18 protein-coding genes are annotated in these 16,954 nt (G+C 70.6%); 10 read left to right on the top strand and 8 right to left on the bottom strand.

The window, feature by feature from the left end:
- The first annotated feature begins 109 nt into the window (after nt 1-109).
- From ACIA77_RS36020 to ACIA77_RS36005, 4 genes are all read left to right on the top strand, one after another.
- Nucleotides 110-1,420, top strand: a complete 1,311-nt coding sequence (locus ACIA77_RS36020) for an MFS transporter (RefSeq protein WP_395890546.1) — start codon at nt 110-112, stop codon at nt 1,418-1,420.
- A 190-nt stretch (nt 1,421-1,610) separates the two neighbouring features.
- Nucleotides 1,611-2,966 (top strand): NAD(P)/FAD-dependent oxidoreductase, encoded by a 1,356-nt coding sequence (locus ACIA77_RS36015; protein ID WP_395890545.1) that lies wholly within the window; start codon nt 1,611-1,613, stop codon nt 2,964-2,966.
- A gap of 103 nt (nt 2,967-3,069) precedes the next feature.
- Nucleotides 3,070-3,828, top strand: coding sequence for an SDR family oxidoreductase (locus ACIA77_RS36010; protein ID WP_395890544.1), 759 nt, complete (start codon nt 3,070-3,072; stop codon nt 3,826-3,828).
- A 60-nt stretch (nt 3,829-3,888) separates the two neighbouring features.
- Nucleotides 3,889-5,613, top strand: coding sequence for an L-aspartate oxidase (locus ACIA77_RS36005; RefSeq protein ID WP_395890543.1), 1,725 nt, complete (start codon nt 3,889-3,891; stop codon nt 5,611-5,613).
- A 54-nt stretch (nt 5,614-5,667) separates the two neighbouring features.
- Here ACIA77_RS36005 and ACIA77_RS36000 read toward each other — a convergent pair whose 3' ends face one another.
- Nucleotides 5,668-6,102 carry a cupin domain-containing protein gene (locus ACIA77_RS36000; RefSeq protein ID WP_395890542.1) on the bottom strand — a complete coding sequence of 145 codons (435 nt, stop codon included), beginning with the start codon at nt 6,100-6,102 and terminating at the stop codon, nt 5,668-5,670.
- 138 nt (nt 6,103-6,240) lie between these two features.
- Here ACIA77_RS36000 and ACIA77_RS35995 point away from each other — a divergent pair, with 138 nt between their 5' ends.
- The gene (locus ACIA77_RS35995; protein WP_395890541.1) at nt 6,241-6,828 is read left to right on the top strand and encodes a hypothetical protein; all 588 of its coding nucleotides are present in this window, start codon (nt 6,241-6,243) and stop codon (nt 6,826-6,828) included.
- Here the strand turns inward: ACIA77_RS35995 and ACIA77_RS35990 are convergent.
- Genes ACIA77_RS35990 through ACIA77_RS35980 form a run of 3 tightly spaced genes read right to left on the bottom strand, consistent with a single transcriptional unit; the run spans nt 6,816 to nt 8,914 of the window.
- On the bottom strand, nt 6,816-7,001 hold the full coding sequence (locus tag ACIA77_RS35990; RefSeq protein ID WP_395890540.1) for a hypothetical protein: 186 nt from the start codon (nt 6,999-7,001) through the stop codon (nt 6,816-6,818). The genes ACIA77_RS35995 and ACIA77_RS35990 overlap by 13 nt on opposite strands.
- Nucleotides 6,998-7,726, bottom strand: coding sequence for an amidohydrolase family protein (locus tag ACIA77_RS35985; RefSeq protein ID WP_395890539.1), 729 nt, complete (start codon nt 7,724-7,726; stop codon nt 6,998-7,000). The genes ACIA77_RS35990 and ACIA77_RS35985 overlap by 4 nt, the downstream gene beginning before the upstream one ends.
- Nucleotides 7,727-7,738: 12 nt before the next feature.
- Complete coding sequence (locus ACIA77_RS35980; protein ID WP_395890538.1) at nt 7,739-8,914, bottom strand: acyl-CoA dehydrogenase family protein; 1,176 nt, start codon at nt 8,912-8,914, stop codon at nt 7,739-7,741.
- Between the two features lie 132 nt (nt 8,915-9,046).
- Here ACIA77_RS35980 and ACIA77_RS35975 point away from each other — a divergent pair, with 132 nt between their 5' ends.
- Both ACIA77_RS35975 and ACIA77_RS35970 read left to right on the top strand, forming a co-directional pair.
- Nucleotides 9,047-9,826: an IclR family transcriptional regulator gene (locus tag ACIA77_RS35975; protein ID WP_395890537.1), complete on the top strand. Its 780-nt coding sequence runs from the start codon at nt 9,047-9,049 to the stop codon at nt 9,824-9,826.
- A 149-nt stretch (nt 9,827-9,975) separates the two neighbouring features.
- Entirely contained in the window at nt 9,976-11,001 is a 1,026-nt protein-coding gene (locus ACIA77_RS35970) for a LacI family DNA-binding transcriptional regulator (protein ID WP_395890536.1), read from the top strand.
- A 3-nt stretch (nt 11,002-11,004) separates the two neighbouring features.
- On the opposite strand, the gene ACIA77_RS35965 is transcribed toward ACIA77_RS35970, so the two are convergent.
- Genes ACIA77_RS35965 through ACIA77_RS35950 form a run of 4 tightly spaced genes read right to left on the bottom strand, consistent with a single transcriptional unit; the run spans nt 11,005 to nt 13,544 of the window.
- Nucleotides 11,005-11,499 carry a flavin reductase family protein gene (locus ACIA77_RS35965; protein ID WP_395890535.1) on the bottom strand — a complete coding sequence of 165 codons (495 nt, stop codon included), beginning with the start codon at nt 11,497-11,499 and terminating at the stop codon, nt 11,005-11,007.
- A 34-nt stretch (nt 11,500-11,533) separates the two neighbouring features.
- Nucleotides 11,534-12,445 (bottom strand): alpha/beta hydrolase, encoded by a 912-nt coding sequence (locus tag ACIA77_RS35960; RefSeq protein ID WP_395890534.1) that lies wholly within the window; start codon nt 12,443-12,445, stop codon nt 11,534-11,536.
- A gap of 14 nt (nt 12,446-12,459) precedes the next feature.
- Nucleotides 12,460-13,065: an NADPH-dependent FMN reductase gene (locus tag ACIA77_RS35955; RefSeq protein ID WP_395890533.1), complete on the bottom strand. Its 606-nt coding sequence runs from the start codon at nt 13,063-13,065 to the stop codon at nt 12,460-12,462.
- 5 nt (nt 13,066-13,070) lie between these two features.
- Complete coding sequence (locus ACIA77_RS35950) at nt 13,071-13,544, bottom strand: RidA family protein (protein WP_395890532.1); 474 nt, start codon at nt 13,542-13,544, stop codon at nt 13,071-13,073.
- A gap of 133 nt (nt 13,545-13,677) precedes the next feature.
- Here ACIA77_RS35950 and ACIA77_RS35945 point away from each other — a divergent pair, with 133 nt between their 5' ends.
- The 3 genes from ACIA77_RS35945 to ACIA77_RS35935 all read left to right on the top strand — a co-directional run bounded on the left by ACIA77_RS35945 (nt 13,678) and on the right by ACIA77_RS35935 (nt 16,946).
- Nucleotides 13,678-15,075 (top strand): amidohydrolase family protein, encoded by a 1,398-nt coding sequence (locus ACIA77_RS35945; RefSeq protein WP_395890531.1) that lies wholly within the window; start codon nt 13,678-13,680, stop codon nt 15,073-15,075.
- A 76-nt stretch (nt 15,076-15,151) separates the two neighbouring features.
- The gene (locus ACIA77_RS35940; protein WP_395890529.1) at nt 15,152-16,120 is read left to right on the top strand and encodes a tRNA U-34 5-methylaminomethyl-2-thiouridine biosynthesis protein; all 969 of its coding nucleotides are present in this window, start codon (nt 15,152-15,154) and stop codon (nt 16,118-16,120) included.
- Nucleotides 16,113-16,946 carry a hypothetical protein gene (locus tag ACIA77_RS35935; protein ID WP_395890528.1) on the top strand — a complete coding sequence of 278 codons (834 nt, stop codon included), beginning with the start codon at nt 16,113-16,115 and terminating at the stop codon, nt 16,944-16,946. The genes ACIA77_RS35940 and ACIA77_RS35935 overlap by 8 nt, the downstream gene beginning before the upstream one ends.
- Nucleotides 16,947-16,954: the final 8 nt, after the last annotated feature.

Below are 16,954 nucleotides of genomic sequence, written 5' to 3'. Positions count from 1 at the left end.
GGGTCGGGCAAGGTCGCTCCACCGCGCCCGCTTTCGCGCGGATCTTCTTTGTCATTCCTCGATTCAAGGGTGAATCATGAGTGTGCGAGAACTGATCGACAACCGTCCCATGAGCAGGTTCCAGGTTCTGGTCATCGCGTTGTGCGTGATCATGAACGTGATCGAGGGGTACGACATCCTCGTCATGGGGTTCGCCGCGTCCGGTGTGCGCGCCGAATGGGGGGTGTCCGCGTCCGGGGTCGGGCTCCTGATCAGCGCGGGGCTGATGGGCATGGCCGTCGGGTCGACGCTGGTGGCGCCCGCCGCCGACCGCATCGGCCGGCGGCCGCTGACGCTGCTGTGCCTCGGGATCGCGACGCTCGGCATGGCGCTCTCGGCCGTGACCGGGGCGTATGAGCAGCTGTGGGCGTGCCGGTTCGTGACCGGCCTCGGCGTGGGTGGCGTGATGGTGAGCCTGCCGGTGATCATCGCGGAGTTCAGCAGCAAACGGGCGCGCGGCGCGTCCGTCGCGTTCTTCGCCCTGGGCCTGCCGACCGGCGGTCTGCTGGGCGGCAGCGTCGCCGCACTGGTGGCGTCGCACTACGGCTGGCGCGCCACGTTCGTCTCGGGCGCGATCCTGAGCTTCGTGACCGCCGCCACCATGGTGAAACTGCTGCCGGAGTCGCTGGACTTCCTGCTGACGCGCCGCCCGAACGGTGCCCTCGACCGCGTCAACCGGCTGCTCACCCGCATGCACCTCACCCCGGTGCCGGTGCTGCCGGAGCCGGCGGCGCACGAGATCGGCAACGTGCGCGCGGCTGTGCTGGCCGGCCGCAACGGCGTGCGCAGCGGGCTGCTGTGGCTCGGCTTCTTCGCGCTCTTCGGCGCGCTGTACTTCGCCAGCAACTGGATGCCGCAGCTGCTGGAACAGAGCGGCCTGTCGGCGCGGGCCGGGATCGGTGGCGGCATCATGATCAACCTGGGCGGCATCGCCGGCTCGCTGCTCATGACGTGGCTCGCGCTGCACCTGTCCAGCCGGTTCCTGGCCGTCGCCACGCTGGCCGGCGCCGCGGTCGTGTTCCTCGCCATGGCCTTCGTGCTCGGCAACCTCACCGCGACCCTCGTGGTGGCCGTGCTCATGGGCATGCTGCTCTACGCACTCGGCGCTTCCCTGTACGCCCTCGGCCCGTCGTTGTACCCCGCCGGGGTCCGCTCCACGGCACTGGGCTGGGCCGTCGGCGTGGGCCGCATCGGCGCCATCGTGACGCCCCTGATCGCCGGCGTCCTCGTCGACGCGGGGTGGTCGGGCGTGGGGTTGTTCGAGCTGTTCTCGATCCCGCTCGCGCTGGCCGCGGTCGGCATGGTGGCGCTGCGCTTCGTCAAACCCGCCCCGGTCACCACTGCGGCACCGGTTCCGGCCGAGGCCCCGACGACGGCCTGACGACCGCTCTCCCCGGGTCCCGAACCCCTCGGTGGCCGCCGGCCTTCCCCCGGCGGCCACCTGGCCTTTTCGCCTGGTCGCGGCACCCGGAACCGGGGCTTGTGACTGCCCCCACGCACCGGCCCGAACCTGTCACATCCGGCTCCGCTGTCTTGTCTCCCTGGTGTATCGAGACGAACAGGGAGTGGCCATGCACAGGATCCTGGTGGTCGGCGGCGGATACGCCGGCTTCTACGCGGCCTGGGGACTCGAGAAGCGCCTGCGGCCGGGCGAGGCGGAACTGACCGTGGTGGACCCGCGGCCCTACATGACCTACCAGCCGTTCCTGCCGGAGGTCACCGCCGGGTCGATCGAGGCGCGGCACGCGGCCGTGTCGCTGCGGCGGCACCTGCGGCGCGCGCGGATCGTGGCCGGCAGCGTCACGCGGATCGACCACGCGCAGCGGCGCGTGACCGTGCGGCCTGCCGACGGGCCGGAGTTCGAGCTCGAGTACGACGAGCTCGTGGTCACGGCCGGCGCGGTCACACGCAAGGTGCCCGTTCCGGGCATCGCCGAGCAGGCGATCGGCATGAAGCACGTGGAGGAGGCCGTCGCGATCCGCGACAAGCTGCTGACCGCGTTCGACCGGGCGTCGGCGCTGGAGCCGGGACCGGTGCGGAGCAAGCTGCTGACCGTGACGTTCGTCGGCGGCGGCTTCTCGGGTGTCGAGGGCTTCGCGGAACTGCTGTCGCTCGCGACCGCGCTGCTGAAGAACTACCCCGAGATCAGCCGTGACGAGCTGAGCTTCCACCTGGTCGAAGCGCAGGGCCGCATCCTGCCCGAGGTCACCGACGAACCCGGCGCGTGGGTCGTGCGCTCGCTGGAGGAGCGCGGTGCCCACGTGCACCTGAACACCCAGCTGCGCTCGGCCGTCGACGGGCACGTCGTGCTGTCGACCGGTGAGGAGTTCGACTCGGAGCTGATCGTGTGGACCGCGGGCAACGCGGCCAACCCCGTCGTGCACAACCACACCGACCTGCCGCGTGACGCGCGCGGCCTGCTCCTCACCCGCGCCGACCTGCGGATCGGCACCGAGGACGAACCCGTGCCGCACGCGTGGGCCGCCGGCGACGACGCCGCCGTGCCGGACCTCGCGTCGCCGGTGCCGGGCGCGCACACCGTGCCGAACGCGCAGCACGCGGTCCGCCAGGGCAAGCTGCTGGCCCGCAACATCGTCAAGGCGCTGCGCGGGCGCGAGCCGAAGCAGTACGTGCACCACAGCCTCGGCGCGATCGCGACGCTCGGCATCGGCAAGGGCATCTTCCAGTACCGGAGCATCGTGATCACCGGCCTGCTCGCGTGGCTGATGCACCGCGGTTACCACGTGCTGGCCGTGCCCAGCTGGGAACGCAAGGTCCGCGTGCTGGCGGTGTGGCTGACGGCCCTGTTCTTCGGGCGCGACATCGTGTCGCTGGCCTCGGTGCAGCACCCGCGCGACGCGTTCGTGTCGGGTGGTGAACTGCCGGCCGAGCTCCGCGTCGAAGACGTGGTTGACCCGATCGGCTGAAGAATTCGGCGGCGGGTGCTGTCACAGATCCGCCGCTCGCCTTGTCCTGGCTGGTGACCGACGCCCCCGGACCCGCCGGGGGCCACCCAGCGAAAGGCGCATCATGAGGATTGTCGTCATCGGCGGTACCGGCCTCATCGGCTCGAAGGTCGTCAGCCTGCTGACCGAGCACGGGCACGAGGCCGTACCGGCGTCGCCCAACTCCGGCGTGAACACGGTGACCGGTGAGGGCGTCAAAGAGGTGCTGCAGGGAGCCGACGTGGTGGTCGACGTGTCCAACTCACCGTCGTTCGCGGACGACGACGTGATGGCGTTCTTCCGCGCCGCCACCACGAACCTCACCGAGGCCGCCAAGGGCGCCGGGGTGGGCCACTACGTCGCGCTGTCCGTGATCGGCAGCGACCGCCTGCCCGAATCCGGTTACCTGCGCGCGAAGGTCGCGCAGGAGAAGCTGATCAAGGAGTCGGGATTGCCCTACTCGATCGTGCGCGCCACGCAGTTCTTCGAGTTCGCGTCCGCCATCGCCGACTCCGCCACCGAGGGCACCACCGTGAAGCTGCCCGACGCCGGTATCCAGCCGATCGCGGCCGCCGAGGTGTCGGGCAAGGTCGCGAAGGTCGCGGCCGGCACGCCCCTGAACGGCCTGACCGAGATCGCCGGCCCCGAGGTGTTCACGATGGCCGGCTGGATCCAGGAGGCCCTGACTTTCCGCAAGGACCCGCGCCAGATCGTCACCGACGCCGAGGCCCGCTACTTCGGCGAGAAGCCGGGCCCCCAGGGCCTGCTGCCCGGCGAGGGCGCGGAACTGGCGAAGGTCAAGTTCGCCGACTGGCTCCCGGCCAACCCGCCGGTCAAGAAGTGATCACCGCGCGGGTGGCCGCACCCGGCCACCCGCGCACCACGCGTCAAGGAGGAACTCCCGATGACTGAACAGCGGATCGCGACGTCGGTTCTCGTGATCGGCACCGGCGGTGCCGGGCTGCGCGCCGCGATCGAGCTGAAAGAACGCGGCGTCGACGTGCTCGTGGTCGGCAAGCGGCCGAAGTCCGACGCGCACACCACGCTCGCGGCCGGCGGCATCAACGCCGCGCTGGGCACGATGGACGCGGCGGATTCGTGGCAGCAGCACGCGGCCGACACCATCAAGGAGAGCTACCTCCTGGCGCACCCCGACACGGTGCGGATCGTCACGCAGAACGCCGCGCGCGGCATCGAGGACCTCGAACGGTGGGGCATGCCCTTCGCGCGCGAGGCCGACGGCCGCATCTCGCAGCGCTTCTTCGGTGCGCACACCTACCGGCGCACCGCGTTCGCGGGCGACTACACGGGCCTGGAGATCCAGCGGACGCTCGTCAACCGCGCGGCCCAGCTCGACGTGCGGATCCTCGAGAACACCTACGTCACGCGGATCCTGGTGCAGGACAACGTCGTCTTCGGCGCGTACGGCTTCAACCTCGACGACGGCACCCGGTACGTGATCCACGCCGACGCCGTGATCCTCGCCGCCGGTGGGCACACGCGGATCTGGCGGCGCACGTCGTCGCGGCGCGACGAGAACACGGGCGATTCGTTCCGCCTCGCCGTGCTGGCCGGTGGCCGGATCCGGGGCCCCGAGCTGGTGCAGTTCCACCCGTCCGGCTTGCTGGAACCCGAGAACGCGGCGGGCACGCTGGTGTCCGAAGCCGCGCGCGGTGAGGGCGGGCAGCTGCGCAACGCGCTCGGCGAGCGGTTCATGGCGCGCTACGACCCGGAACGGATGGAACTGTCCACTCGCGACCGCGTCGCGCTGGCCGCGTACACCGAGATCAAGGAGGGCCGCGGCACACCGAACGGCGGCGTGTGGCTCGACGTGTCGCACCTGCCCCGAGAGACGATCATGCAGCGGCTGCCGCGCGTGTACCAGACGTTGCTGGAGCTGCAGATGCTCGACATCACCCAGCAGCCGATCGAGATCGCGCCCACCGCGCACTACTCGATGGGCGGCGTGTGGGTGCGCTCGGAGGACCACAGCACGGGCGTCGACGGCCTGTATGCGATCGGCGAGGCGTCCAGCGGCCTGCACGGCGCCAACCGGCTCGGCGGCAACTCGCTGATCGAGCTGCTGGTGTACGGCCGCATCGTCGGCGAGGCGGCGGCCGAGTACTCCGCGTCGCTCGCCGCGCAGCGCCGCTCGGCGGCCGCGCTGGCGGAGGCGCGCGGCGAGGTCGACGAGCTGCTGGCGGCCGACGGGCCGGAGAACGTCCGCGCCCTGCAGCGTTCCCTGCGCAACACGATGACCGAGCACGCGGGCGTCGTGCGGGACGAGGAGGGCCTGCTGGCCGGACTGTCCGAACTGGACTCGCTCGAGGAGCGGATGAAGAACGTCGGCGTCCACCCGGACCTCGCGGGCTACCAGGACCTGGCGCACGCGTTCGACCTGAAGGCCTCGGCGCTGGCTTGCCGGGCCACACTGGAAGCCGCGCTGGAGCGCCGGGAGACGCGGGGCTGCCACAACCGGTCCGACTACTCGTCGCTGGACGAGTCGCTGCGGGTGAACTTCGTGTGGTCCGGTCCCGGGCAGCTCACGCGTGAGGAGCTGCCACCGGTGCCGGCGGAGATCGCGCCGCTGATGCGGGAGGTCTCGACGGCCGGCAAACTGGTGGAATGAGGTGTGCGAAGGGGCCGGCTCCTGGCGGGGAGCCGGCCCCTTCTTTTGACCACGTCAGGGACGCGGCGCCCGGAGGTGCTTGCGCTGCTCCAGTTCCTCTTCACTCACCGGCACGAGCATCGGCTGCCCCGGCGCGCAGAACATCGTCACGACGAACTGCGATTCCTCGTCGTCGAGGTTGTTGCCGTCCTGGTAGTGGATCACGTCGTACCCGGGCTCCCAGAAGGACTCCCCGGCCTTCACGACGCGCTCGGGCTCACCCTCCAGCTCGAAGACGATCTCGCCCTTGAGCACGTACCCGAACGCCGGCCCACTGTGCCGATGCGGCGGCGCCCCGTCACTCCCGGGCGGCAACGTCACCAGGATGGTCATCGGCGTGGCCCCCTCGGGCGCCGCCGGCGCCCCCTCGGCCGTCCCCACCACCTCGATCTTCGGCGGCGGCGCGGTCGACTGGGGATTCGGCAGGTAGTGCGAATGTTCGACGCTCATGACCTTCCCTCACGGAGTTGACTTCGGCTTCCGTGAGCTTGGACAAGACGTACCGGCGATCTGTGACAGGGACAGGAAATCAGCTGCCCCGACGACCTCCCCGGCTTACGATCCCCGGAGAAAGGGGAGCTGCGGAAGATGATCACCGACGAGACCGAGTACCTCACCGTCCGCGCCCGCGCCGCGGCGGTGTTCCACCTGGACGCGCGTCTGCCCGCTCAACTGTTCACCGCCGGCGACGCCCAGGGCAGCCTGGTCGGCGACGTCTCCGCCTTCTGGGACCCGGACTTCTGGCCCGCGTTCCAGGCGTTGGCCTGCTACCACGGCGATCGGACCGTCGACTTCCTGCTCGTCGACGGCCCCGCCTGCGTGCACCTGCGCGACCGTGGCGAGTACCCGGCGTTGTCGATGCCGGTCGGCGCCTCCGTCGACGAGTACTGGGACGCCGTCGGTTTCGACTCGCGGGGCTTCTCCGACGCGTATGTGTTCCTGGCCGAGACCGTCGCTGTCGTGGGGCCGTCCGGGCGGTGGGGGTGCTGGGGCGAGCGGGATCACGAGCTGGCGGTGTACCTGGGCTTCCCGAACGCCGCGGCCAGGGAACGCTGGCGCGAGGAGCACAAGCCGTTCTTCGCTGAGGACAGCGTCGCCGAGTACTTCAGCAACGTCTACCGCAACCGCCCGCCCCAGGGGATCGTCGAAGAGCCGATCGCCAACTACTTCGCCTGACCTCCGATCCCCAGCGATTCCGCCGTGCTGTGCATGATGCCGTTGCGTTCCGCGTCCGACAGCCCCGGCACGGTGGCCACGCGGGAAGCCCAGTCCCCGGCGCGCACCCGTGGGGCGTCGGTGCCCAGGACCAGTTGTGAGGGGCCGAAGGTGTCCGCGAAGAAGCGGATCACCGAGGTGTCGTCCGACAGTGTCGTGTCGTAGTAGAGTTTCGAGAGTTCCGCGCGGGGTCCGTGGCGAGCCACTCGTCGTGGCCCAGTGATTGCGTCATCTCTTCGAAGCGGCGCCACAGGAAGCCCAGTGCGCCGCCCATGGGGGAGACGATCCAGCGGATGCGGGGGAAGCGCCGGGTGACGCCGGAGACGACGAGGCGGGTGGCGGCGATCGTGGATTCCAGCGGGCCGCCGTGCTTGGGGCCCATGAAGAAGGCGTCGAGGCCCGTCACCTGGACACCCACGGGGTGCACGAAAACCACGGCGGCCCGACTGTCCAGTTCGGACCAGAGCTCGTCGAACCGCGGGTCGTCCAGGGAAGCGTCGAGGGCGGTGGTGCCGACGCCGATGCCGGCGAAGCCGAGGTCGTCCAAGCACCGGACGGCTTCCGAAGCCGAAGATTCCGGGTGTGGCAACGGAACCGTGCCGAACGCGGCGAAGGGCCCACCGACCACGTCGGCGTAGAGGTCGTTGGCGAACTGGGCACACCGCAATGCCGCGGCGGCGTCCGGCAGGTAAGGCTGGTTGTGCCCGAGCCCGAGCACCTGCGAAGAAAAACCGTCGGCACCCAGCTCGTCCGCCCGCGACGACAACGACTCGGGGTGGGCGGGCCACACCTTCAGGCCGTGGGAAGCGAATTCGGAAACGAGCGCCGGCGGGAACCAGTGCGCGTGAACGTCGATCACGGAAAATCCCTCTCAGACCAGGAAGCTGACGGCGGCCGGGTTCTGGTGCAGCAGCGCCTTGCCGTGCAGTTCCTGTGTGATGCGCGTGTTGAACGCCGCGTGCCGGGAGCCGACGGCGGCGTCGCGCCAGATGCGCTGCAGCGGGTTGACCTCGGCGAACGCCGACGAGCCGTGGGCGGTCATCAGCAGGTCCACGGCCTGGTACGCGGTGCGCACGGCCCAGGCCATGTTCAGCCGCAACCGCGTCCGCACCGCGGTCTCGGGCAGCGCGCCGGAAACGGCGTAGGAATCCAGTTCGTCCGCCGCCTGCCGCGTGATCTGCACCGCCGCGTCGATCATGCTCGACGCCTCCGCGACGTCCACCTGGAAGCCCACCGATTCCGCCTGCGACGTGTACGCCGTGGTCGTGATCGCCCGCTTCGGCGCCTTTTCCAGCGCGTAGTCCAAAGCCGCCTGCGCCTGGCCCAGCTGGGCACCCGCGAGCGAGAGCGGCAGCAGCCCGGCGAGGCTCACGCGCTGGTTGACCTCCGCGCCGTCGCGCGCGTTGTCGCCGGCGAAGAACGGCGCGACGGGGCGCAGGCGGTGCGAAGGCACGAACAGGTTGTGCGCCACGACGGTGTTGCTACCCGTCCCGCGCATCCCGGCGACGTACCACGTGTCCTCGACGGTGAGGTCCTGGATGGGCACGAGCGCGAGGTGCATGCCCGGGTCGTCCGGCGAGGTGCCCGGGTAGCACACACTCACCCAGTCGCAGTGGTTCGAGCCCGACGTGTAGCCCCACTTGCCGTTGAGCACGATGCCGCCGTCGACGACCTCCGCTTCGGCCGAGGGAGCCAGCACACCGGCCGTCGTCGCCAGCGGATCGTCGCTCCAGACGTCTTCCTGCGCCTGCTCGGAGAAGCTCGCGGCCCACCAGTTGCCCGTGTTGAGCACCCCGACGACCCACGCCGACGAACCGCACCCGCGGCCCAGCGCCATCGTCACCTCGAGGTAGGTGCGCATGTCGGAACCGAAGCCGCCGAAGCGCTCCGGCACGAACAGCCGCATCAGCCCCGCGTCGCGCATCGCCTCGAAGTTCGCCGCGGGCAGGCGCCGGTCCTGGTCCACCTGCGGCGCGGATTCCCACAGCCGAAGGCGAAGCGCGTCGGCGCGTTCGATCAGCTGCTCCCGATCCGGAACTGCGGTCATGTTTCCTCCTCGTTGAAGATGCCGCCCCTGCCGGCAGACGCTAGGCCGCCGTCAGCCGCGAGTCGTGGCTCCTGTCCGGCACTTCCGGACACTTATCGCACCGATTTCGCGGATCCGACGTACCGTGGTCCGATGGACGATTCGCGTGGTGGAGTGGCCTCGGTGGGCAAGGCGTGCAAGGTGCTGCGCGCGTTCTCGCCGACGGTGGGTGTCCTGTCCGTCCGGCAGGTCTCGGCCCGCGCCGACATCCCGCGTAGCACGGCCCACGAGCTGTGCCGCACCCTCGTGCACGAGGGCATGCTCGAAGACTCGGGCAACGGGTACCAGCTCGGGCCGCTGCTGCTCGAACTCGCCGGCCAGATCATCGAACGCACCGGGCTCGTGCGCGCCACCGAGGGCATCCTCGACAAGCTGGTCCGCGCGCCCGAACAGGAAGCCCACCTCGGTCAGCTCACCCAGGGCTGGGTCGTCTACCTCGACCGCAACGCGAGCACGTGCAAGATCCCGATGCACAACCGCGTCGGCCAGCGCGCGCCCGCGCACCTCACCGGCTGCGGCAAGGCGGCGCTGTCGTGGCTGCCGTTCGACAAGGTCGTGGCCCACGTCGAGAAGTGCTGCGCCGAGAGTTCCACGCCGGCGCCCGACCTCGACGAGCTCGAAGCCGAGCTGAGCCGCGCTCGCCGGGACGGGTTCCTGGCGTCGAAGTCGTTCCAGAAGGACCGCATGTCGGTCGCGGCGGCCATCCTCGACGCGTCGGGCCACCCGGTCGGCGCCGTCTCGCTGGCGGGGCCCACCGGCATGTTCACCAACGCCGCGCTCGCCTCGGCCCGGGCGTCGGTCACCAACGCCGCGGGCCTCATCAGCGCGCGGCTCATCAACGAGCCGGCGCGCTGGGCGAGCACTCCGCGCTGACCGCATCCGCCGCCTTTCCCGTAGAGCTGCAATCGTTTGCAAGCAACTGTGCGCCACTGAGGTGCGGCGAGTCAAGAGCGCGGGCGAAAAACGCGCCGGAACAGCGCCGGTGCGCGAACGACGGTGAATTCCCGCGTATACTCCCCGTCGTGCGAAGAGCGACCTTGAAGGACGTGGCCGCGCGCGCCGGGGTCCACGTCGCGACCGCGTCGAGGGCCCTCAACGAGACCAGCCGCCACCTGGTGAACAGCGCGACGCTCGACCGGGTGCTCCGCGCCGCCGCGGATCTCGGCTATTCCAGCAACCTCAGCGCCCGCACGCTCCGCACCGCGCGGTCGATGGCGGTCGGCGTGCTGCTGCCCGACCTGACCAACCCGATCTTCCCGCCGATCGTGCGCGGCGCCGAGGACATCCTGCGCGAACGCGGCTACAGCACCTGGATCGCCAACACCGACGACGACCCGAAGATCACCGCCGCCGCGATCGACGCGTTCCTCTCCCGCGGCGTCGACGGGTTCATCTCCGCGGGTTCGCGCCTGCACGACGACACCGTGGAGCGGATGTTCGACCAGGGGCATTCGGTGGTGCTGGTCAACCGCACCGTCGAGCGCCCGGACATCCCGTCGGTCACGGCCGACGACGACCACGGCGTGCGCCTCGCCCTTAGCCACTTCGTCGAGCTGGGCCACCGCAAGATCATCCACCTCGCCGGCCCGCAGGACCTTTCGACCGGCGTGCACCGCAAGCGCGCCTTCCTCAAAGGACTCGCGGACCACGGGCTGGACCGCGAACCCGAACGCGTGGCCCAGTGCGAAGCGTGGTCGCAGCGCGAGGGACACCGGGTCCTCAGCGGACTGCTGCGGGACGAGCGCGTGGAGTTCACCGCGATCGTCGCCGGCAACGACCTGATCGCCCTCGGCTGCTACGACGCGCTGCGCGAACACGGGATGACCTGCCCGCACGACGTGAGCATCATCGGCTTCAACGACACCCCGTTCATGGACCACGTGTCGCCGCCGATGACGACGATCCGCATCCCGCAGTACGACCTGGGGCGGGAAGCGGCGAAGCTGCTCGTGGACACGCTGGAGGACCCCGACGGCGGCCCGCGGCCGGTCGTGCTCCCGGTCGAGCTGGTGAACCGGCGCTCCACCGCGCTCTACCGGGGGCACTGAACTTCAGGCCCGGCGTGGCTGCTCCAGCAGCGAATGCGTGCCGAACGTCCGCAGGTGGTAGGTCAGCGGCGCCGCGGTGGCCGTCGAAGCCGCCTCGACGCGTCCGAAGAGGACGATGTGGTCACCGCCCTCGACCTCCTGCGTCACCGAACACGCGAGCCAGCCGGGCACGTCGGCCAGCCGCGGCAGCTCGTTGTCGGCCTCCCAGTGGACCTCGCTGAACTTCTCGGCCAGCTTCTTCGCGAACGTCACCGCGGTACCGGCCTGATCGGCGCCCAGCACGTTCACGCCGAACCGCCCGGACCGGCGGATCAGCCCCAGCAGTCGTGACGTCTTGTCCAGGGACACGAGCACCATGGGCGGATCCATCGACAGCGAGGTGAACGCGCTCACGGTCGCGCCGTGCGGCGCGCCGTCGCACAGGGCAGTGACCACGGAGACCGGCGTCGCGACGCTCGCCATGACCTGGCGGAACTCGTCCTGCAACCGGGTCGTCATGCTTCCTCCTGGAAGGGTCCGTTGTGGACGGTGTTCACGCGACGAGCCCGAGGACGCACTCGGTGAGCTCGCCCGTCGCGTCCGCGAGCGCGTCCAGCTCGTCGAAGTGGGTGAAGCCGGCGCGCGGCAGCTCGGTCACGGGCAGGCCCCGTGCCCGCGCCGCCGCGGCGAAGTCGGTGGACTGGCGGACGAACTCGGCCGGCTGCGCCGTCCCGTAGGTTACGACCAGCGGTGGCATCGTCTCGGGCAGCTGCAGCACCGGGCTGTAACGCAGCACCTGGTCCGCGGTGAGCCGGATTTCGGCCTGCACGGTGGTGTGCGGCAGGGGCCGCAGGTCGAAGATGCCGCTGATCGCGCAGCCGCCCCGGAGCACGGCCGGGTCGAGGCCGTAGTTCTCGGCCCAGCGCGTCTGCAGCACCATCGCGACGCCGTGCCCGCCCGCGGAATGCCCGGCAACCGCGACCCGGCGGGGATCACCGCCGTACTCGGCGATGGTGCGGATCGTCCACGCGACGGCCGCTCGCTCCTGGCGCACGATCTCGTCCAGTGTCACCACCGGGCACAGCGAGTACGTCGGGATCACCACGGTCGCACCGCGCGCGACGAGGCCGGTGGCGACGAAGCTGAACTCGGCCGCGGTCAGCGCTCGCCAATAGCCGCCGTGCAGGAACACCACGACGGGGCCGCCGGGTTCGCCGGGGAACACGTCGAGGCGTTCGTCGACCGTCGGGCCGTACGGCACGTCGAGGAAGCACTTCAGCTCGCGCCGGGCTTCGGCGCTGCGGGTGGTGTACTCGCCCGTCACGGCGAGGAAGTCGGGCACGGTCGACTCGATGTCGTACTCCCGGGCGAGTTCGGCGGCGTCGGTGAAGCGCCGCCCGTTCGGCGCGAGGTACAGCGTTTCGCCCGTCGCCCGCGAACCGGGCACGGCGGGGGATTCGGCCACGGCGGGAATCCGTTTCAGCTGAAGAGGAATTCGCGGTCCCGCGGATCGAGGCCGCGATCGAGGGTGCTCGAGGTGAACTCGGTGAAGTCGGCGAGGAACCGGCGCAGCAGGGCGCGGACCTCTTCGTCCTTCAGGTTGCCCTGTTCGTCGAACTTCACGGCGCTGGACGCGACGAGCACTTCCGGGCGGCCCATGAGCATGGTGTCGAAGAACAGCAGGGAATTGCGCAGCGCCGTCTGGCCGCGCGCCGTGCCGCCGGTGCCGATCGACGCGCCGACGAGGCCGACGGGCTTGAACCGCAGGCAACTGCGCGGCGGCGGGAACGACAGCCAGTCGAGCAGGTTCTTCAAGGCGCCGGGAATGCTGTTGCAGTACTCCGGCGACGCGATCACCAGACCGTCGGCGGCGCGGACCCGCTCGGCGATCTCCTGCACGACGGCCGGCGGGCGGCCGGCGTCGAGCAGGTCGACGTTGAGGTTCGGCGCCCCGCTCCAATCGCCGAGCAGGTCGACGGTGACACCGGCGGGGGCCTCCTCGGCCAAGGCCGACAGCAGGCCGTGGTTGTACGACCCGGCGCGCAGGCTGCCGCAAATGCCGAGAATTCGTACGTTTCTGGTCATGGGAATCAACCGCCCTGATCGGGGAGCGCGGTTTCCGGACGCACCGGAACGGCCGCGATCGCGTTGACTTCGAAGTGGAGGTCCGGCGGAACGAGCCGGGAGACCTCGACCGTGGTCGAGGTCGGCAGGATCGGGAACACTTCCTTGGTCACCCTCGCGACGGTTGCGTTGTCGCGTTCGAGGTTCGTCAGGAACTTCGTCACCGACACGACGTGCTCGAGCCCGCCGCCGGCGAGCGCGAGAACCCTTGCGAGATAACGATAAGCGCGCCGCACTTCGGCTTCGATCGACGGGTCGTCGTCTTCGCCGTCCGGCGGTCCGAGACAGCCGGAGGCGAAAACCAGTTCCGTACCGGGCTTCAGGCGAATCGCCGGAGTGAACGGCAAACCGGGAACCCCGAAGAGTTCCTCCGCGTCGCCGAGAGGGGTGAAGGGGGAGTCATCGAGAGGGGGCAAGGGAGAATGATCAGCATCGTGCACGAGCGTGCACCTTCCTCTTTACAAACGATTGCAGTACTATAAGCAGCCGTTCCACGACCGTCAAGCAGCGTCCGGCCGAACCGGGTGACGGGGGGCCGGCACGCGATCGCGTCAGCCAAGGAGGCACCTGCTCGTGAAGAGGACCCTGCTGAAGGGCGGCTCGCTCCTGACGATGGACCCCGCGCTCGGCGAGTTGCGCGGAGACGTGCTCATCGGAGACGACCGCATCCTCGACGTCGCACCGGAGCTCGCCGAGTCCGGTGTGGACGAGGTGGTCGACGCGGCGGACGCCATCGTGCTGCCGGGGCTCGTCGACTGTCACAACCACCTGTGGCAGGCGCCGGTGCGCGGCCTCGCGTCGGGGTGCTGGGGCCGGGAGTACTTCGGTGTGGTGCACCCGCTCGCCGGCCGCTTCCGCCCGCGGGACATGCACGCGGCCACGTTCGGCGCGGCGGCGGAACTCCTGCTCAACGGAGTCACGACCGTCTTCGACTTCTGTCACGCCACCAACACACCCGAGCACGCCGAAGCATCGCTCGCGGCGCTGGACGCCGCCGGGATCCGCGCGGTGTTCGGGTTCTGCTTCCGGCCGCGGCCGGAAGCCGGCACGAGCGCGTTCGACAGCCTCGACGAACGCATCGCGGTGCTCACCCGGCTCGCGGCCGAACGCGACGCGGGGCAGCGGGTGCGCCTCGGGGTGGCGCTCAACAACATCGACCACGTCACCCCGGAAACGCACGCCAAGGAGGTGCTGGCCGCGCGCGAGCTGGGCCTGGTGTCGTCGGTGCACTCGAACCTGCCGGGCCAGGTCACGCTGGCGAGCGAGCTCGGTGTGCTCGGCCCGGACCTCCTGTGGGTCCACGCCGGGCCCGCGTCCGACGCCGAGCTGGGGCTGCTGCGCGAAGCCGGCGGGACGATCGTCAGCACGCCGCAGATCGAAGCGGGCCAGATGGGGTTCGTGCCGGTGCTCGGCCGGGCTCGGCAGCACGGGGTGCCGGTGGTGCTGGGCGTCGACGCCACGTCGGCCGTGAAGGGTGATCTGCTGGCGCAGCTGCGGATCGGCCACGTCGTCAGCCGCATCACCGAGTGGCTGGTCGAGCGCCAGCAGGGCCGGCCGGGCGTGCGCACGCCGTCGTTCCCGTCGATGGACGCGCCGACGTTGCTGCGCCTGGCCACGCTCGACGCCGCCCGCGCGCTCGGGCTCGCCGACCGCGTCGGGAGCCTGACGCCGGGCAAGCAAGCCGACGTGCTCGTGCTGCGCACCGGCCCGTTCGGGCTCGGCGGGGGCACGGCCGCCGACCACGTGGTGTTCCAGGCGTCCCCGCGCGACGTCGACCTGGTGTTCGTCGACGGCGTCGCCCGGGTGCGCGGCGGCGAGCTCACCGGCGTCGACACCGCGGCGATGCGCGCGGACCTCGACGCGGCGCGCGACTGGTTGCTCGGCACCGACCCGGACAGCGAATGGGCCCCGCTCACCGCCGAGGAGCGCCGCAACTACGAGCTGGGACAGGGAAAAGCCGCGCCCGCGTGACCCTTCCGAATTCGTGTCCGGCAGGGCCGGACAGGAGCGGGGAACCCGCGGCGCGAGCGGCCTACCGTCGTCAACCATGTCACGGGTATTCCACCTAACGCCGGCCGGCGAGCGGGCCCGAACACCGGAGCCGCCGCCGGCGGCGCCGGAGCGGCGGGCCGGTGTCGTCGCGGGTTTCCTCGCTCCGCATCCGCCGCACCTGATCTACGCCGACAACCCGCCGCAGAACGAGCCGCGCAGCACGGGTGGCTGGGAGGTGCTGCGGTGGGCGTATGACGAGGTGCGGCGGCGGATCCGCGCGTTGCGGCCGGACGTGCTGGTGGTGCACGCGCCGCACTGGATCACGATGGTCGGGCACCACGTCAACTGCGTGCCGAACCCGCGCGGGGTCTCGGTGGAGCCGATCTTCCCGAACCTGTTCCGCTACCACTTCGACTTCCGCACCGACGTCGACCTCGCCGAGGCCATGGTCACGAGCTTCGAGGAGCACGGCCTGGTCACGCGGGCGATGCGCGAACCGGGTGTGCGGGTGGACTACGCGACGATCGGGGCGCTGCACATGGCGAACCCGAGCTGGGACATCCCGGTCGTGTCGATCAGCGCCAACAACAACCCGTACTTCTACGCCGACGCCGAGCTGGAGCAGATGGACGTGCTGGGCACGGCGACCCGGGTGGCGATCGAGCGCACGGGGCGGCGGGCGGTGCTGCTGGCGTCGAACTCGTTGTCGCACTTGCACTTCGACCGCGAGACCGAGCTGCCCGAGGACATGGGCCGCGAATACGCCTACAACAACGACCAGTACCGCGCCGACATGAAGCTGCTGGAGATCGTGCGCAGCCGGCCGACGTCGGCGCTGCGCACGGCGATCCCGGAGCACATCGAGGCCAGCGAGGCCGAGACGAAAGCGGGCAGCCTGTCGTGGTTGCTCTCGGCGCTGGGCTGGCCGGACACGACCGGCGACATCCTGGGCTACGGCACGATCATCGGCACCGGGAACGCCGTGGTCCAGTGGCTCCCCGAGGCGGTGAGCGCGCGTGGCTGACCCGGTTGTCGCCGCGGCGCTCGTGCCCGGCATGCCGCAGCTGCTGGCGAAGGACCCGGCACCGAGCTGGGCCGACCTGCGGGCCGGGGTCGAGCAGGTCGGGGAGGAGTTTCGCGAGGCCGGTGTGGACACCGTGGTGCTGATGTCCACGCAGTGGTTCACCGTGCTGGGTCACCAGTTCCAGCTCGACCCGAACCCGCGCGGCGAGCGCCTCGATGAAAACTGGTACGCCTACGACTACGGCCGCGTCAGCTACGACTTGCGCGTGGACACCGAGCTCACCGAACGTTGGGTCGAGCTGACGGCGGCGCGCGGCTTGCAGGCCCGGCGCACGCACTACGACGGGTTCCCGATCGACACCGGCACCGTCACGCTTTCCACACTGCTGGATCCCGGCCGCCGGTTCCGGTACGCGATGGTGTCCTGCAACCTCTACGCCGAGGTCGACAGCATCTCGACCCTGGGCGAGACGGCCGTCGCCGCGGCCGCGGACCGCGGCCGCCGCGTCGGTGTCGTCGTGGTGTCCGGCCTGTCCGCGGGCCTGATCCAGCGGTGGATCCAGCCGTCGGAAGACGGGATCGCCACGCCGGAGCAGGACAAGTGGAACCGCCGCATCCTCGATTCCCTCGTGCGCGGCGAGGTCGGCGAGACCCTGGCGCTGCGCGAGGACTTCGCCCGCGAAGCCGCCGCCGACAGCCAGTTCCGGGCACTCGCGTTCCTGCTCGGCGCCGGCGTCCTCACCAGTCCCGGTGAACTGCTCGCCTACGGGCCGATCTGGGGCACCGGCGCGGCCGTCGTCAGCTGGCGCCCGAACACCTCCCACTGAACCGGAAA

It is taken from the genome of Amycolatopsis sp. NPDC051903 (assembly GCF_044452505.1).
Lineage (GTDB): Bacteria > Actinomycetota > Actinomycetes > Mycobacteriales > Pseudonocardiaceae > Amycolatopsis.
The sequence above is the reverse complement of the archived record's forward strand: the minus strand, read 5'-3'. Positions and strand labels throughout refer to the sequence as shown.

Excerpts from the sequence above, each read along its gene's own strand:
- ACIA77_RS36020 (WP_395890546.1), top strand. The coding sequence starts at position 110 with ATGAGCAGGTTCCAGGTTCTGGTCATCGCGTTGTGCGTGATCATGAAC.
- ACIA77_RS36015 (WP_395890545.1), top strand. The coding sequence starts at position 1,611 with ATGCACAGGATCCTGGTGGTCGGCGGCGGATACGCCGGCTTCTACGCG.
- ACIA77_RS36010 (WP_395890544.1), top strand. The coding sequence starts at position 3,070 with ATGAGGATTGTCGTCATCGGCGGTACCGGCCTCATCGGCTCGAAGGTC.
- ACIA77_RS36005 (WP_395890543.1), top strand. The coding sequence starts at position 3,889 with ATGACTGAACAGCGGATCGCGACGTCGGTTCTCGTGATCGGCACCGGC.
- ACIA77_RS36000 (WP_395890542.1), bottom strand. The coding sequence starts at position 6,102 with ATGAGCGTCGAACATTCGCACTACCTGCCGAATCCCCAGTCGACCGCG.
- ACIA77_RS35995 (WP_395890541.1), top strand. The coding sequence starts at position 6,241 with ATGATCACCGACGAGACCGAGTACCTCACCGTCCGCGCCCGCGCCGCG.
- ACIA77_RS35980 (WP_395890538.1), bottom strand. The coding sequence starts at position 8,914 with ATGACCGCAGTTCCGGATCGGGAGCAGCTGATCGAACGCGCCGACGCG.
- ACIA77_RS35975 (WP_395890537.1), top strand. The coding sequence starts at position 9,047 with ATGGACGATTCGCGTGGTGGAGTGGCCTCGGTGGGCAAGGCGTGCAAG.
- ACIA77_RS35965 (WP_395890535.1), bottom strand. The coding sequence starts at position 11,499 with ATGACGACCCGGTTGCAGGACGAGTTCCGCCAGGTCATGGCGAGCGTC.
- ACIA77_RS35955 (WP_395890533.1), bottom strand. The coding sequence starts at position 13,065 with ATGACCAGAAACGTACGAATTCTCGGCATTTGCGGCAGCCTGCGCGCC.
- ACIA77_RS35940 (WP_395890529.1), top strand. The coding sequence starts at position 15,152 with ATGTCACGGGTATTCCACCTAACGCCGGCCGGCGAGCGGGCCCGAACA.